This is a genomic window from uncultured Tissierella sp. (assembly GCF_902479755.1).
GTDB classification, from domain to species: domain Bacteria; phylum Bacillota; class Clostridia; order Tissierellales; family Tissierellaceae; genus Tissierella; species Tissierella carlieri.
In genome coordinates this window covers 102,536-117,906 of the sequence record NZ_CABSQO010000007.1, presented here as the reverse complement: position 1 = coordinate 117,906, position 15,371 = coordinate 102,536, and the positions used below count along the sequence as shown (strand labels likewise).

General features: G+C 35.1%; 12 protein-coding genes and 1 other annotated feature. All 12 genes read right to left on the bottom strand.

The genetic code is table 11. From position 1 onward, the window contains the following. Positions 1–1,193 (bottom strand): elongation factor Tu (gene tuf, locus RDK80_RS05870; RefSeq protein WP_094904515.1); only part of this gene is annotated, 1,193 nt, incomplete at its 3' end. Positions 1,194–1,218: 25 nt separating this feature from the next. Then, positions 1,219–3,288, bottom strand: coding sequence for an elongation factor G (gene fusA, locus RDK80_RS05865; RefSeq protein WP_216557403.1), 2,070 nt, complete (start codon positions 3,286–3,288; stop codon positions 1,219–1,221). Positions 3,289–3,345: 57 nt separating this feature from the next. Continuing rightward, positions 3,346–3,816, bottom strand: coding sequence for a 30S ribosomal protein S7 (gene rpsG / locus RDK80_RS05860; RefSeq protein ID WP_094904396.1), 471 nt, complete (start codon positions 3,814–3,816; stop codon positions 3,346–3,348). Between the two features lie 117 nt (positions 3,817–3,933). Continuing rightward, on the bottom strand, positions 3,934–4,353 hold the full coding sequence (gene rpsL / locus RDK80_RS05855; RefSeq protein ID WP_094904397.1) for a 30S ribosomal protein S12: 420 nt from the start codon (positions 4,351–4,353) through the stop codon (positions 3,934–3,936). Positions 4,354–4,381: 28 nt separating this feature from the next. Further along, positions 4,382–4,624: a ribosomal L7Ae/L30e/S12e/Gadd45 family protein gene (locus RDK80_RS05850; protein ID WP_094904398.1), complete on the bottom strand. Its 243-nt coding sequence runs from the start codon at positions 4,622–4,624 to the stop codon at positions 4,382–4,384. Positions 4,625–4,734: 110 nt separating this feature from the next. Beyond that, positions 4,735–8,262, bottom strand: coding sequence for a DNA-directed RNA polymerase subunit beta' (gene rpoC, locus RDK80_RS05845; RefSeq protein ID WP_308523746.1), 3,528 nt, complete (start codon positions 8,260–8,262; stop codon positions 4,735–4,737). 74 nt (positions 8,263–8,336) lie between these two features. After that, positions 8,337–12,086: a DNA-directed RNA polymerase subunit beta gene (gene rpoB, locus RDK80_RS05840; protein ID WP_308523745.1), complete on the bottom strand. Its 3,750-nt coding sequence runs from the start codon at positions 12,084–12,086 to the stop codon at positions 8,337–8,339. Between the two features lie 326 nt (positions 12,087–12,412). Beyond that, on the bottom strand, positions 12,413–12,796 hold the full coding sequence (rplL, locus tag RDK80_RS05835) for a 50S ribosomal protein L7/L12 (RefSeq protein ID WP_216557391.1): 384 nt from the start codon (positions 12,794–12,796) through the stop codon (positions 12,413–12,415). Positions 12,797–12,826: 30 nt separating this feature from the next. Next, positions 12,827–13,354, bottom strand: coding sequence for a 50S ribosomal protein L10 (rplJ, locus tag RDK80_RS05830; protein ID WP_094904401.1), 528 nt, complete (start codon positions 13,352–13,354; stop codon positions 12,827–12,829). Positions 13,355–13,371: 17 nt separating this feature from the next. Next, positions 13,372–13,506: a sequence feature (ribosomal protein L10 leader region), on the bottom strand. Positions 13,507–13,544: 38 nt separating this feature from the next. After that, entirely contained in the window at positions 13,545–14,243 is a 699-nt protein-coding gene (gene rplA, locus RDK80_RS05825; RefSeq protein WP_216557388.1) for a 50S ribosomal protein L1, read from the bottom strand. A gap of 56 nt (positions 14,244–14,299) precedes the next feature. Then, the gene (rplK, locus tag RDK80_RS05820) at positions 14,300–14,725 is read right to left on the bottom strand and encodes a 50S ribosomal protein L11 (protein ID WP_094904403.1); all 426 of its coding nucleotides are present in this window, start codon (positions 14,723–14,725) and stop codon (positions 14,300–14,302) included. 92 nt (positions 14,726–14,817) lie between these two features. Continuing rightward, positions 14,818–15,363 (bottom strand): transcription termination/antitermination protein NusG, encoded by a 546-nt coding sequence (nusG, locus tag RDK80_RS05815; RefSeq protein ID WP_216557385.1) that lies wholly within the window; start codon positions 15,361–15,363, stop codon positions 14,818–14,820. Positions 15,364–15,371: the final 8 nt, after the last annotated feature.

Here is a 15,371-nt window from a genome sequence, read left to right as displayed (position 1 = left end):
TATTCAAGAACTTTAGTTACAACTCCAGATCCTACTGTTCTTCCACCTTCACGAATTGAGAATCTTAGCCCTTCTTCTATAGCTATTGGTGTTATTAATTCTATAGTAAACTTTGAGTTGTCTCCTGGCATTACCATCTCTACGCCTTCTTCTAATTTGATATCTCCTGTTACATCTGTTGTTCTAAAGTAGAATTGTGGTCTATATCCATTAAAGAATGGTGTATGTCTTCCACCCTCTTCTTTAGATAGTACGTATACTTCTGATTCAAATTTTATATGTGGATTTATTGATTTTGGTTTTGCTAGTACTTGACCTCTTTCGATTTCGTTTCTTTGAACTCCTCTTAGAAGTGCTCCTATATTATCTCCTGCTTGTGCTTCGTCTAGTAGTTTTCTAAACATTTCTACTCCTGTTACTACTACTGTTCTTGCTTCTTCTGCTAACCCAACGATTTCTACGTTGTCTCCTGTTTTTACTACTCCTCTTTCTACTCTTCCTGTTGCTACTGTTCCTCTTCCTGTTATTGAGAATACGTCTTCTACTGGCATTAAGAATGGTTTGTCTGTATCTCTTTCTGGTTGTGGAACGTATGCATCTACTTCTTCCATTAGTTTAACTATTTTATCTCCCCATGGTCCGTCTGGTTCTTCTATTGCTTTTAATGCTGAACCTACTACGATTGGTGTACCATCTCCATCGAAGTCATATTCGGATAGTAATTCTCTTACTTCCATCTCTACTAACTCGATTAGTTCTTCATCATCTACCATGTCTTGTTTGTTTAAGAATACTACTATCTTTGGTACTCCTACGTTTCTTGATAATAGTATATGCTCTCTTGTTTGCGGCATTGGACCATCTGCTGCTGATACTACTAAAATTGCTCCGTCCATTTGTGCTGCTCCTGTAATCATGTTCTTTACATAGTCAGCATGGCCTGGGCAGTCTACGTGTGCATAGTGACGATTTGGTGTTTCATATTCTACGTGAGATGTGGAAATTGTTATTCCTCTTTCTCTTTCTTCTGGTGCTTTATCTATGTTGTCATAGCTTATTGCTTCTCCTGAGCCAAATCTTTTGTTTAATACCATTGTAATAGCTGCTGTTAATGTTGTTTTACCATGGTCTACGTGTCCTATTGTCCCTATGTTTACGTGGGGTTTAGTTCTTTCAAATTTTGCTTTTGCCATTTCAATATTCCTCCTTAATTATAGATTATTTCTTACCTGTAATTTTCTCTGCAATACTATTTGGCACTGGTTCATAGTGATCAAATTGCATAGAATATACTCCTCTACCTTGAGTATTAGAACGAAGGTCTGTTGCATACCCAAACATTTCTGATAGTGGTACGAAACCTCTAATCACTTGGGCACCACTTCTTAATTCCATTCCTTCTATTCTACCTCTTCTGGAGTTTATATCTCCTATAACATCACCCATGTATTCTTCAGGCACTATTACTTCTACCCTCATCATCGGTTCAAGTAACGTTGGTTTAGCTTTTGAAATAGCTTCTCTAACACCCATAGATCCCGCTATTTTAAATGCCATTTCTGAAGAGTCTACATCATGGTATGATCCATCATAAAGAGTAACTTTTATATCTAACACTGGATATCCTCCAAGAACACCTGATTCTAGCGCTTCTTGAATTCCATTATCTATAGCTCCGATATATTCCCTAGGGACTACTCCTCCTACTATAGCGTTTACGAATTCGTAACCTGCACCTGGTTCTTGAGGTTCTACTTTTAATTTTACGTGACCGTATTGTCCACGACCACCAGATTGTCTTACATATTTACCTTCTGCTTCTGCAGGAGCTTGGATAGATTCTTTATATGCTACCTGTGGGCTACCAACATTTGCCTCAACTTTGAATTCTCTAAGAAGTCTATCAACAATTATCTCTAGGTGAAGTTCACCCATTCCCGCAATTATTGTTTGACCTGTTTCTTCATCAGTATAAGTCTTAAATGTTGGGTCCTCCTCAGCTAATTTTGCTAAGGCAGTAGCCATCTTATCTTGAGATGCTTTTGTTTTCGGTTCTATAGCTACGTGAATAACTGGTTCTGGGAATTCCATAGTTTCTAAAACTATTGGATGTGCATCATCGGATAAAGTATCCCCCGTAGAAGTATCTTTTAACCCTACAGCTGCTGCTATATCTCCCGCAAATACTTCATCAACTTCTTCTCTTTTATTAGCATGCATAAGTAATATTCTACCTATTCTTTCTCTCTTGCCTTTACTAGTGTTTTGTACATAACTACCTGATTTAAGGCTACCCGAATATACTCTAAAATATGCAAGTTTTCCTATGAAAGGATCTGATACTATTTTAAATGCTAATGCAGAAAATGGTTCGTTATCTGATGCTATTCTTTCTTCTTCTTCATCTGAATTTAATCCCATACCTTTTACTGCAGGTATGTCTAATGGAGAAGGTAAATAATCAATTATAGCATCTAATAGCGGTTGTACTCCCCTATTTCTATAAGAAGAACCACATAAAACAGGTGTTATTGCTACTTTGTTAGCTGCTGTTCTAATACCTCTCATCAGTTCTTCTGTAGTTATTTCTTCACCTTCTAAATACTTCATCATTAATTCTTCATCGTGTTCAGCTATATTCTCAAGTAAATTTTCTCTATATTCTTTGGCTAAATCTAACATATCAGATGGTATTTCAGTTATTTCATACTTTTCACCTAAATCATCATGATAAATTCTAGCATTCATATTAACTAAGTCAACTACTCCTAGAAAGCTATCTTCTTTTCCAATTGGTAATTGTATAGGTACTGGATTGGCTTTAAGTCTATCTTTAATCATTCCTACTGCCCTAAAGAAGTCTGCTCCAAAAATATCCATCTTGTTAACAAATGCTAATCTAGGTACATGATATTTATCTGCTTGCCTCCATACAGTTTCAGATTGAGGTTCTACTCCACCTTTAGCACAGAATAATGCTACAGCTCCATCAAGGATACGTAATGATCTTTCTACTTCTACAGTGAAATCCACGTGTCCTGGTGTATCAATAACGTTAATTCTATGTTCTCTCCACATACATGTAGTTGCAGCGGAAGTAATTGTTATACCTCTTTCTTGCTCTTGCTCCATCCAATCCATTTGGGCACCGCCCTCATGGGTCTCTCCTACTTTGTGTATCTTACCAGTGTAAAACAAAATTCTCTCTGTGGTGGTTGTTTTTCCTGCATCAATATGAGCCATTATGCCGATATTTCTAGTTTTTTCCAATGAAATTTGTCTTGGCACAATTTTTCCTCCTTCTTCTTGATTCTTGGTCCCCCTCCACACATTAAAAACGATATACTACCATCTGTAGTGTGCGAAAGCTTTATTAGCTTCAGCCATCTTGTGAGTATCTTCTCTTTTCTTAACGCTTGCTCCCATACCATTTGAAGCGTCTAAGATTTCTTTTGCTAATTTTTCAACCATAGTTTTTTCTCCTCTTTTTCTTGAATAGTCTACCAACCATCTAAGACCAAGAGTTTCTCTTCTATCTGTTCTTACTTCTATTGGTACTTGGTAAGTTGCTCCACCAATACGTCTTGCCTTTACTTCAAGTACAGGCATGATATTATTCATAGCTTTATAGAATACTTCTAATGGATCTTCATTTGTTTTTTCTCCAATGTAGCTAAAAGCTCCATAAACTATATTTTGAGCAATTCCTTTTTTACCATCTAACATAATTCCATTAATTAATTTAGTTACAACCAAATCATTGTAAATAGGATCTGGCATAACTTCTCTTTTTGGCACATGTCCTTTTCTTGGCACTTTACTTCCCTCCTTAACTATATAGAGTTGATTCATTGGTACTCGACAAATATATTGCCGTACCGCGCCAAAATGCATATATATAAAGGGATTATTAATCCTGCATTTTAAGCACTATTATTTCTTTGCCTTTGGCTTCTTAGCTCCATATTTAGATCTACTTTGCATTCTTTTGTCAACGCCAGAAGCATCCAAGGTACCTCTAACAATATGGTATCTAACACCTGGAAGGTCTTTAACTCTTCCACCTCTTATTAGAACAACACTGTGTTCTTGTAGGTTGTGTCCAATCCCTGGAATATACGCTGCAACTTCTTCACCATTAGTAAGTCTTACCCTTGCAACCTTTCTCAAAGCTGAGTTAGGTTTCTTAGGTGTAACTGTTCTAACAGCAACACATACTCCTCTTTTTTGAGGTGAATTAACTTCAGTTTCCTTCTTTTTTAAAGTATTTAAATTCACTCCTAGAGCAGGCGATTTTGATTTGTAAACAACTTTATCTCTGCCCTTTCTAATTAATTGGTTAATGGTTGGCATCAAGGCACCTCCTTCTATTTTTTATATATTATTTTAATAATGCAGCAGTTGCCGCATTAACATCAATGCCACATGCATCACCTAACTTTTTCATGTTATCTACATAAATAACTTGAATCTGCTTGCTAATGCAAATTTCCTTAATCTCATTTATAACTTTATTATCTGCATCATTAGCAATAAAAACTGCTTCAACTTCTTGTGAATTTAAAGCTCGTTTTACTTGCTTAGCACCAACAATTTTGTTGGTTCCATTGAGTTTTGACAGCATAAAATCTTCTCCTCCTTTAAACACTTTAAAGATTATGTGGAACTAAATTCCACATAATCTTTATGTCATCCAGAGTACTTTCTAAGTTTACACACTAATACATTTTATCATCAGTTATTTTCACTGTCAACATTTAATTCTTCTAAAATTTGAATATTTTCATCTCCAGAAATTTCTATATTTCTATATCTCTTCATTCCAGTTCCCGCTGGGATAAGTTTTCCAATAATAACATTCTCCTTAAGTCCTAGAAGAAAATCTTCTTTACCTTCAATTGCAGCTTGTGTCAATACTCTTGTTGTCTCCTGGAATGAAGCTGCCGATAAGAATGAATCAGTAGCTAATGAAGCCTTCGTAATACCCAATAAAGTTTTTCTTCCTACTGCTGGTTCTAATCCTTGTTGGATAGCTATTCTATTATTTTCTTCAAATTCATAAGAGTTCACTAAAGAACCAGGTAACATATGGGTATCTCCTGCCTCTTCTACTTTTACCTTAGCTAGCATTTGTTTAACAATTACTTCAATATGTTTATCGTTAATATCTACACCTTGCAACCTATAAACTCTCTGAACCTCTTTAACTAGATAATTTTGGACTCCTTGTATTCCTTTAATCTTAAGGATATCATGAGGATTTACTGAACCATCAGTTAGTTCATCTCCTGCTTCAACAATATCTCCAGCCCTTACTTTTAATCTAGATCCATAGACTATATTGTAGTTCATAGATTCCCCATTGGATGAAGTAATAATTACTTCTTTTTTCCTTTTACTTTCCTCTATACTAACTACCCCGGAATTTTCTGCAATTACAGCAAGCCCCTTTGGCTTTCTTGCCTCGAATAACTCTTCAACTCTAGGCAAACCTTGAGTAATATCTGCTCCTGCGACTCCTCCTGTATGGAATGTACGCATTGTAAGCTGTGTACCCGGCTCCCCAATTGACTGAGCTGCAATGATTCCAACAGCCTCTCCGATATTTACTTCATCTCCTGTTGCTAAATTTCTGCCATAACAATGAGCACATACTCCATATTTAGCATTACATCCCAATACGGATCGAACCTTAACTTCTGTTATCCCAACTTTTTCAATTAATTCTGCTTGGATACCTGAAATCATTTCATTTTCTTTTACTATGATTTCTCCTGTTTCGGGGTTAACTATATCTTCAAAAGCATATCTGCCATCAATTCTATCATGTAACTCTTCAATTACTTCTCTTCCATCTTTAAAAGGTCTAACTAACAGATATTCATCAGTTTTACAATCAACCTCTCTTACTATAACATCCTGACTTACGTCAACTAATCTTCTAGTTAAATATCCTGAGTCTGCAGTTCTAAGGGCTGTATCTGCTAACCCTTTTCTAGAACCATGGGTTGAAACGAAGAATTCCAATACACTAAGTCCTTCTCTAAAGTTAGCCTTAATAGGTATCTCAATGGTTCTACCTGATGCAGATGCCATAAGTCCCCTCATGCCTGCAAGCTGCCTAATTTGGTTTACACTACCTCTAGCACCTGATAGAGACATGATATAAATATTATTCATCGGATCTAGTCCGTCCATCAATCTATCAGTTAGATCGTCAGTAGTTCTGTTCCAAATTTCTATAACTTTTTCATATCTTTCTTCATCTGATATAAGACCTCTACGATAAGATCTTTCAAATTTATCTACTTCTTCTTGAGCTTTTGCTAGAAGTTCAGGTTTTGATTCAGGAACAAATATATCTCCCATGGAAATAGATATCGCTCCTATTGTTGAATAGTGGAAGCCTGTTTCTTTAATATGATCAAGTACAGTTGCAGTAACTGCATTTCCATGCTTTCTAAAGCATTTTTCTATAATATTTCCTAATGCTTTTTTATTTACAAGCATATCAACTTCTAGTGAATACTTATCTACAGTTCTATCTACAAATCCCAAATCCTGTGGCAGATGTTCGTTTAATATAAATCTACCTACTGTAGATTCAACTAATTTTCCTGTGTCAGATTCATCTAGTCTCATTCTTACCTTTACTCTAGCATGTAATCCTACGGATCCATTATAATAAGCATGTAGCATTTCATCAAAATCTTTAAATATCATACCCTCTCCAGGTTCATCAGGAGATTCTACGGATAGATAATAGGCTCCTAAAACCATATCCTGTGTTGGAGTGGTAATTGGTTTACCATCTTTTGGTGCAAGAATATTATTTGTAGATAGCATTAAAAGTCTTGCTTCTGCCTGTGCCTCCGTAGATAAAGGTACGTGTACTGCCATTTGGTCACCATCAAAGTCAGCATTATATGCTGTACATACTAAAGGATGTAACTTAATGGCCTTTCCCTCAACTAAAACAGGTTCAAATGCCTGAATTCCTAATCTATGAAGAGTTGGAGCTCTGTTTAAAAGTACTGGATGGTCTTTTATTACAGAGTCTAGAACATCCCATACTTGTGGTTTTACCCTTTCAACCATTCTTTTAGCAGATTTTATATTATGAGCATGACCTTCTTCTACTAACTTTTTCATTACAAATGGTTTAAATAACTCAAGAGCCATTTTCTTTGGTATTCCACATTGATAGAATTTTAACTCTGGACCAACTACGATTACTGAACGTCCTGAATAATCTACCCTCTTACCAAGTAAGTTCTGTCTAAATCTTCCTTGCTTACCCTTAAGCATATCTGACAAAGATTTTAAAGGTCTATTCCCTGGTCCCGTTACAGGTCTTCCACGTCTTCCATTATCTATAAGAGCATCTACTGCTTCTTGAAGCATTCTCTTCTCATTTCTAACAATAATATCTGGTGCTCCCAAATCTAACAGTCTTTTAAGTCTATTATTTCTATTTATTACCCTTCTATATAAATCATTTAAATCAGATGTAGCAAACCTTCCTCCGTCTAACTGTACCATCGGTCTAAGATCTGGAGGAATTACTGGGATAACATCTAATATCATCCATTCAGGTCTATTTCCAGACTTTCTAAAAGCCTCTACAACTTCTAGTCTTCTGGTTATTCTTATTTTCTTTTGACCCGATGAATCTTTTAACTGTTGTCTTAGTTCTTTAGACTCTTTATCTAAATCTATTTTCTCTAACAATGCCTTTATGGCTTCTGCACCCATCATCGCTTTAAATTTATTGTGATATTTTTCATAGGCTTCTCTATATTCTGTTTCAGTTAAAAGTTGTTTTTCATATAAAGAAGTATCTCCTCCATCTATAACTACATATGATGCAAAATACAAAACTTTTTCTAATGATCTCGGAGACATATCCATTAGAAGTCCCATCCTACTTGGAATACCTTTGAAATACCATATATGTGACACAGGAGCTGCTAATTCTATATGTCCCAGTCGTTCTCTACGAACTTTGGATTTTGTAACTTCTACCCCACATCTATCACATACTACACCTTTATACCTTACTCTCTTATATTTCCCACAATGGCACTCCCAGTCCTTTGTAGGTCCAAATATCTTTTCACAAAAAAGTCCTTCCTTCTCAGGTTTCAATGTTCTATAATTTATTGTCTCAGGTTTTTTTACTTCTCCTTTAGACCATTGTCTGATTTTTTCTGGTGAAGCCAGCCCAATTTTAATTGAATCAAATGTATTGAATTCAAACAAGGAGCGTTCTCTCCTTTCTATAATAAAATTAAAGAATTTTTGTTTCTAATTCCTCGGGCATAAAGCCCAAGGTTTTAAAAATCTTCATAATCTTCTTCTTCTTCTTCATAATCATCTTCATCAAAGTCAATATTAATATCTATATCATCAGTATCTTCTTCTAAAATAAACCCTGTAGGTATATCATCTTCTCTTATTCTATCTATATCTTCACTTTCTTCTTGTTCATCATCTTCATCATCAGAAAATACTTTTTCTCCTGTCAATTCTTCACCCATAACTTCTAAATCTGACAATTCATCATCAACTGATTCTTGAAGTTCTATTTCAGTTTTATCTTCTGATATAATTTTTATATCTAATGATAAACTTTGAAGTTCTTTTATTAATACTTTAAAGGATTCTGGAATACCAGGTTCAGGTATATTTTCCCCCTTTACTACTGCCTCGTAAGTTTTAACTCTACCTACAATATCATCAGATTTAACTGTTAGTATTTCCTGTAGTGTATGGGCTGCTCCATATGCTTCAAGTGCCCAAACCTCCATCTCTCCAAATCTTTGTCCACCAAACTGAGCTTTACCCCCTAATGGCTGTTGAGTAACCAAAGAGTATGGTCCAGTTGATCTAGCATGGATTTTATCATCAACAAGATGGTGTAATTTCAGCATATACATATAACCTACAGTTACTGGATTATTAAATTCTTCTCCAGTTCTTCCATCTCTAAGGTAGATCTTACCATTCTCTGGATACCCAGCATCTTTCAATGCTTGAATAATATCTTCCTCGTTAGCACCATCAAATACTGGTGTGGCAACATGCCATCCCAATTTTTTAGCAGCAAGTCCTAGATGAACCTCTAACACCTGCCCCAAGTTCATACGAGAAGGTACTCCAAGAGGATTTAAAACAATTTGTACAGGCGTACCATCTGGTAAATAAGGCATATCTTCCTCAGGCATTATCCTAGAAACTACACCTTTATTTCCATGGCGTCCACACATTTTATCTCCAACATTTATCTTCCTCTTAGTAGCTATATACACTCTTATCATCTGGTTAACGCCTGGTGGTAATTCGTCTCCATTTTCTCTAGAGAAAATTTTAACATCCACTATAATACCCGCTTCACCATGAGGAACTCTAAGAGATGTGTCTCTAACCTCTCTAGCTTTTTCACCAAATATAGCTCGAAGCAATCTTTCCTCAGCAGTTAGCTCAGTTTCTCCCTTAGGTGTCACCTTTCCAACTAATATATCCCCTGATTTTACTTCTGCACCTATTCTAATAATTCCTCTTTCATCTAGGTCTTTTAACATATCATCCCCAACGTTTGGAATGTCTCTAGTTATTTCTTCGGGGCCTAATTTAGTATCTCTTGCTTCTGATTCATATTCTTCTATATGAACTGAAGTCAGAACATCTTCCATTACTAACTTTTCATTAATTAAAATAGCATCCTCATAGTTATAGCCTTCCCATGTCATGAAAGCTATTAATATATTTTTACCTAATGCAATCTCTCCTAGATTTGTACTTGGGCCGTCTGCTATTACTTGACCTTTTTCGATTCTTTCACCTTTCGATACGATAGGTCTTTGATTTATAGTAGTTCCTTGATTAGAACGTTTAAACTTCAACAATTTATATCTTTCTAATTTATTGTCTTCATCTTTTCTTATGACTATTTCTGCTGAACTAACCTTTTCTACAACTCCAGAATGATTGGATAAAACTACAGTTCCAGAGTCTTTGGCAGCCTTATATTCAATCCCTGTTCCAATAATTGGAGATTCTGTTTTTAAAAGAGGTACCGCCTGCCTCTGCATGTTTGCACCCATCAGCGCTCTATTAGCATCATCATTTTCTAGGAATGGAATCATAGCCGTACCAACAGATACAAGTTGCTTAGGTGAAACATCCATATAGTCAACTTCTTCTGTCGGGAATATATCTATAACTCCAGATTTACCTCTTCCTATAACCCTTTTACCTATTATTTCTCCTTCAGGACTTAGTTTCTCATTAGACTGAGCTATTATAAATTCATCTTCTACATCAGCAGTTAAATAATGAATTTCTCCAGTAATTTTACCAGTTCCCTTTTTTACTTTTCTATATGGTGATTCAATAAAACCATATTCATTGATTCTTGCATAGGTAGTTAGTGAGGTTATAAGCCCTATATTAGGTCCTTCTGGCGTTTCAATAGGACACATTCTACCATAATGGGAATTGTGAACGTCTCTTACCTCAAATCCCGCTCTATCACGACTAAGACCTCCAGGCCCTAATGCAGACATTCTTCTCTTATGTGTTAATTCAGCTAACGGATTTGTCTGATCCATGAATTGAGACAACTGGCTGCTCCCAAAAAACTCTTTAATTGAAGCAACAACAGGTCTTATATTTATTAGATCTTGAGGTGTAGCAACATCAATATCTTGAATAGTCATTCTTTCTCTAACTACTCTTTCCATACGAGCTAGACCTATTCTAAATTGGTTCTGTAGTAGCTCTCCGACAGATCTAAGTCTTCTATTTCCTAAATGGTCAATATCATCAGTATTTCCAATTCCATCAAATAAGTTTAACTCATAGTTTACAGATGCAACGATATCATCTATAGTAATATTCTTTGGCGATAATTCTTTTAGCCTCTCACCTATAGCCTCTTTTAATTCCTCTGGATTATCATAAGTATCTACTAATTCTTTCATCAAAGGATAATATACTTTTTCCTTTAATCCAAATTCATCTAATGCAAATGGTAGATTAAACACTTTAGAATCAACAAAGTTGTTCCCTAAAACTCTTACTTTTCTCCCATCCTCTAACAATACATCTACCATATTTATACCACTATTTTCAATTTCTATAGCCTGATCCCTAGTTATTTTTTCACCTTGGGATACTAATATTTCTCCAGTTTCCAGATTGTGAACATCATTAGCAGCTCTTTTTCCATATACTCTATTATATAGAGCTAACTTTTTGTTAAATTTATATCTGCCTACTCTAGCTAAATCATATCTCTTAGGGTCAAAAAATAAATTAGTAATAAGAGATCTAGCACTATCCACTGTAGGCGGTTCTCCAGGTCTCAATCTCTTATATATCTCGATTAATGCTTCTTCTTCATTGGTAGTGTTGTCCTTTTCCAATGTATTTAATACTTGCTCTGTCTCACCAAGTACTTCTATAATCTCTGAATTACTTTGAAGCTTTAGAGCTCTCAACAATGTGGTAATAGGAACCTTTCTTGTTCTATCTACTCTAACATAAACAATATCATTAGAATCTGATTCGTATTCTAGCCAAGCTCCTCTGTTTGGGATCAATGTAGAAGAATACAGTCTTTTACCTGTTTTATCTATCTCTTCTACAAAATAAACACCTGGTGACCTAACTAATTGGCTGACAACTACTCTCTCGGCACCATTAATAATAAATGTACCCTTATCAGTCATTAAAGGTAAATCACCCATAAAAACCTCTTGCTCTTTTACTTCACCAGTTTCTTTGTTAATGAGTCTTACCTTTACCTTTAACGGTGCAGAATAATTAGCATCTCTTTCTCTTGCTTCATCCTCGCCATACTTAATGTTTTCCCCAATATGGTAATCAACAAATTCTAATATCAGATTACCAGTATAGTCTTGGATAGGAGAAATGTCTTCAAAAACCTCTCTAAGACCCTCCTTCAAAAACCATTCATAAGAAGACTTTTGCACCTCAATTAAGTCAGGCAAATCTAGTACTTCATCAATGCGTGAATAACTCATCCTAACACGCTTTCCGTAGGTTACAGGATGTACCATCAAAAATTCACCCCTTATTAAACTAAAATATCCAAAAGCATCAAATACTTTTGGTAAAACTTTTCCAAAACAAATATATTATAATATTGTCATTTAATTGAAAAATTATACAATAGACAATATTTTTCCCTATTATGCATTTAATTATGTTACCATAATGCAATTCTTATGTCAAGTTATTTCTTATGTATTTTTAGCATAATAAAAGGCTTCCATTAAAATATTAATATACAAGGAAACCTTTTGTGAAACCCATTTATGATAACTTCTATAGGTTATAAAAAAGGCTTTCAATATAATAGAAAGCCTTTTTAACTTAACCATAATTATTTTACTTCTACTTGTGCTCCAGCTTCTTCTAATTTAGCTTTAATATCATCAGCTTCTTCTTTTGAAGCTCCTTCTTTAATTGGCTTTGGAGCGTTGTCTACTAATTCTTTAGCTTCTTTTAATCCTAAGCCAGTTAATTCTCTAACAACTTTAATAACTTTGATTTTTTCGTTTCCAGCTGATGCTAATATAACATCAAAGTCTGATTTTTCTTCTGCTGCTGGAGCTGCTGCTCCTGCTGCTGGAGCTGCTGCTACTGCCATTGGTGCAGCTGCACTTACTCCAAATTCTTCTTCTAATGCTTTAACTAATTCTGATAATTCTAATACAGTTAAATTTTTAACCTCTTCAATTAAATTTAATACTTTTTCACTTGCCATTTAATATATCCCTCCACAATAATTTTGTTTTTAAGCTCCTTGTTTTTCAGCAATAGCATTAAGTACTATTGCAAAGCTTCTAATTGTACCTTGAAGTACATTTGCAAATCCTTGGATTGGTGCATTGAATCCACCAAGTACTTGAGCAATAAGTACTTCTCTTGGCGGTAAGTTTGCTAAATCTTTTACACCATTTACATCAATAACTTTACCATCTACAATACCAGCTTTTATCTCTAGCTTATCGTTTTCTTTAGCAAAATCAGATGTAATCTTAGCCGCTTGAACTGGATCATCATATCCAAATGCAATAGCAGATGGTCCCTTTAGGAATTCATTGAATTCTTCTAATCCAGAATCTTTAAAAGCAAATCTCATCATAGTATTTTTATAAACTTTATATTCAACACCAGCTTTTCTATATCTGCTTCTTAACTCAGTTAATTGTTCAACATTAAGTCCTCTATAATCAACTACTACAACTGATTGAGCTTTGCTAATTTTTTCTTTTATTTCTTCTACATTTTGACTCTTAGCTTGAAGGGTTTGTTCCCTCACTGACTTCACCTCCCATAGGACGAATAAATAAAGGTCCCTCCGTAGACACAGAGAGACCCTAATTTCTATTTTATGAATTAGATTAATCTCAACCTCGGTAGGAAATTAAACCCTTAGGTACCTACTGTCTACGGCAGCCTATTTAATTAATAACAAAATTGTATCAGCAATAATAAACTTTGTCAATAGATTAGTCCATTAATTTTTGTCCATTAATTTTAATTCCAGGACCCATTGTACTGGATATAGCAACAGATCTTAAGTATTTCCCCTTTGCTGCAGCTGGTTTTGCTTTAATTATAGCATCCATAACCGCTTCAAAATTTTCTTTTAATTTTTCTGTTCCAAAGGATACTTTTCCAATAGGTACATTTACAATACTTTGTTTATCAACTCTATATTCAACTTTACCAGCTTTAATTTCATTAATTGCTTTTGCTACTTCGAAAGTAACAGTTCCAGATTTTGGGTTTGGCATTAATCCTTTTGGTCCAAGGATTCTACCTATTCTACCTACAACACCCATCATATCTGGCGTTGCAACCACTACATCAAAATCTAACCATCCTTCATTTTGAATCTTAGCAACTAATTCGTCTCCACCTACATATTCTGCACCAGCTTCTTCAGCTTCTTTAACTTTATCACCTTTAGCAATTACAAGTACAGTTTTCGATTTACCTGTACCATGTGGTAGCACTACTGCTCCCCTAACTTGTTGGTCAGCATGTCTTGGATCTACTCCAAGTCTTACTGATAAATCTATAGTTTCGTCAAATTTAGCTTTTGCTGTTTTTTGAACTAATTCAATAGCTTCTGCTACATCATAAAGTGCAGTTCTATCTACTAACTTTAAGCTGTCTTGATAATTTTTACCTCTCTTTGGCATAACTTTACCTCCTTGTGGTTATAACGGAATTTCCTCCCACTACTTTCCTAAAATTATTATTCTTCTACTGTAATTCCCATACTTCTTGCAGTTCCTGCAACCATACTCATAGCAGCTTCTATTGAAGCAGCATTTAAATCTGGCATCTTTATCTCAGCAATTTCTCTAACTTTAGCTTGAGAAATCTTAGCAACTTTTTTCTTGTTAGGTTCAGCTGAACCTGACTCAACTCCTACAGCCTTTTTAATCAATACTGCAGCTGGCGGTGTTTTTGTAATGAAAGAAAAAGATCTATCTTGGTAAACTGTAAGAACAACTGGTATTATCATTCCTGCTTGATCTGCAGTTTTAGCATTGAACTCTTTTGTAAATTGCATAATATTTACTCCATGAGGTCCTAATGCAGTTCCTACAGGTGGTGCTGGTGTAGCCTTTCCAGCAGGTATTTGTAACTTAACTAAAGCCATGACTTTTTTTGCCATAAAACTTCCACCTCCTTGTATCCTTTGTGGTCTGGCGGGATAAACCCTCCCACTTAATTATATATATTTAAAAAGCAATTTGCTTTTAAAAACTACAACTTTTCTACTTGGTCAAAATCCAATTCCACAAGGGTTTCTCTTCCAAACATAGAAACAAAAACCTTTACTTTTCTCTTTTCCATATTTAAATTATCTACAGTACCCATAAAGTTTTCAAATGGTCCTGAACATACTTTTACTACATCTTTTACCTTTAAATCTATATCCGGTAAAATAGTTTCTTGTACACCCAGTGCTTTAACTTCTGCGTCTGTCAATGGAACTGGCTTAGATCCTGGCCCTACAAATCCTGTAACTCCTCTTGTGTTTCTCACCAGATACCATGATTCATCATTGATAATCATTTTCACAAGAACATATCCAGGGAAAAGTTTTCTTTCTTTAAGCTTCTTTTTCCCGCCCTTACTATCCATATATTCTTCAGTAGGCACTGCTACCTCGAATATATCATCTCGCATTCCCCTATTCTCCACCATTTTTTCAAGATTAGCTTTAACCTTGTTTTCATGACCCGAATAAGTATGGACTACATACCATTTTGCATCTATAGCCCTTTGTTCTCTACTTTTCTCCGTCATACAATTGG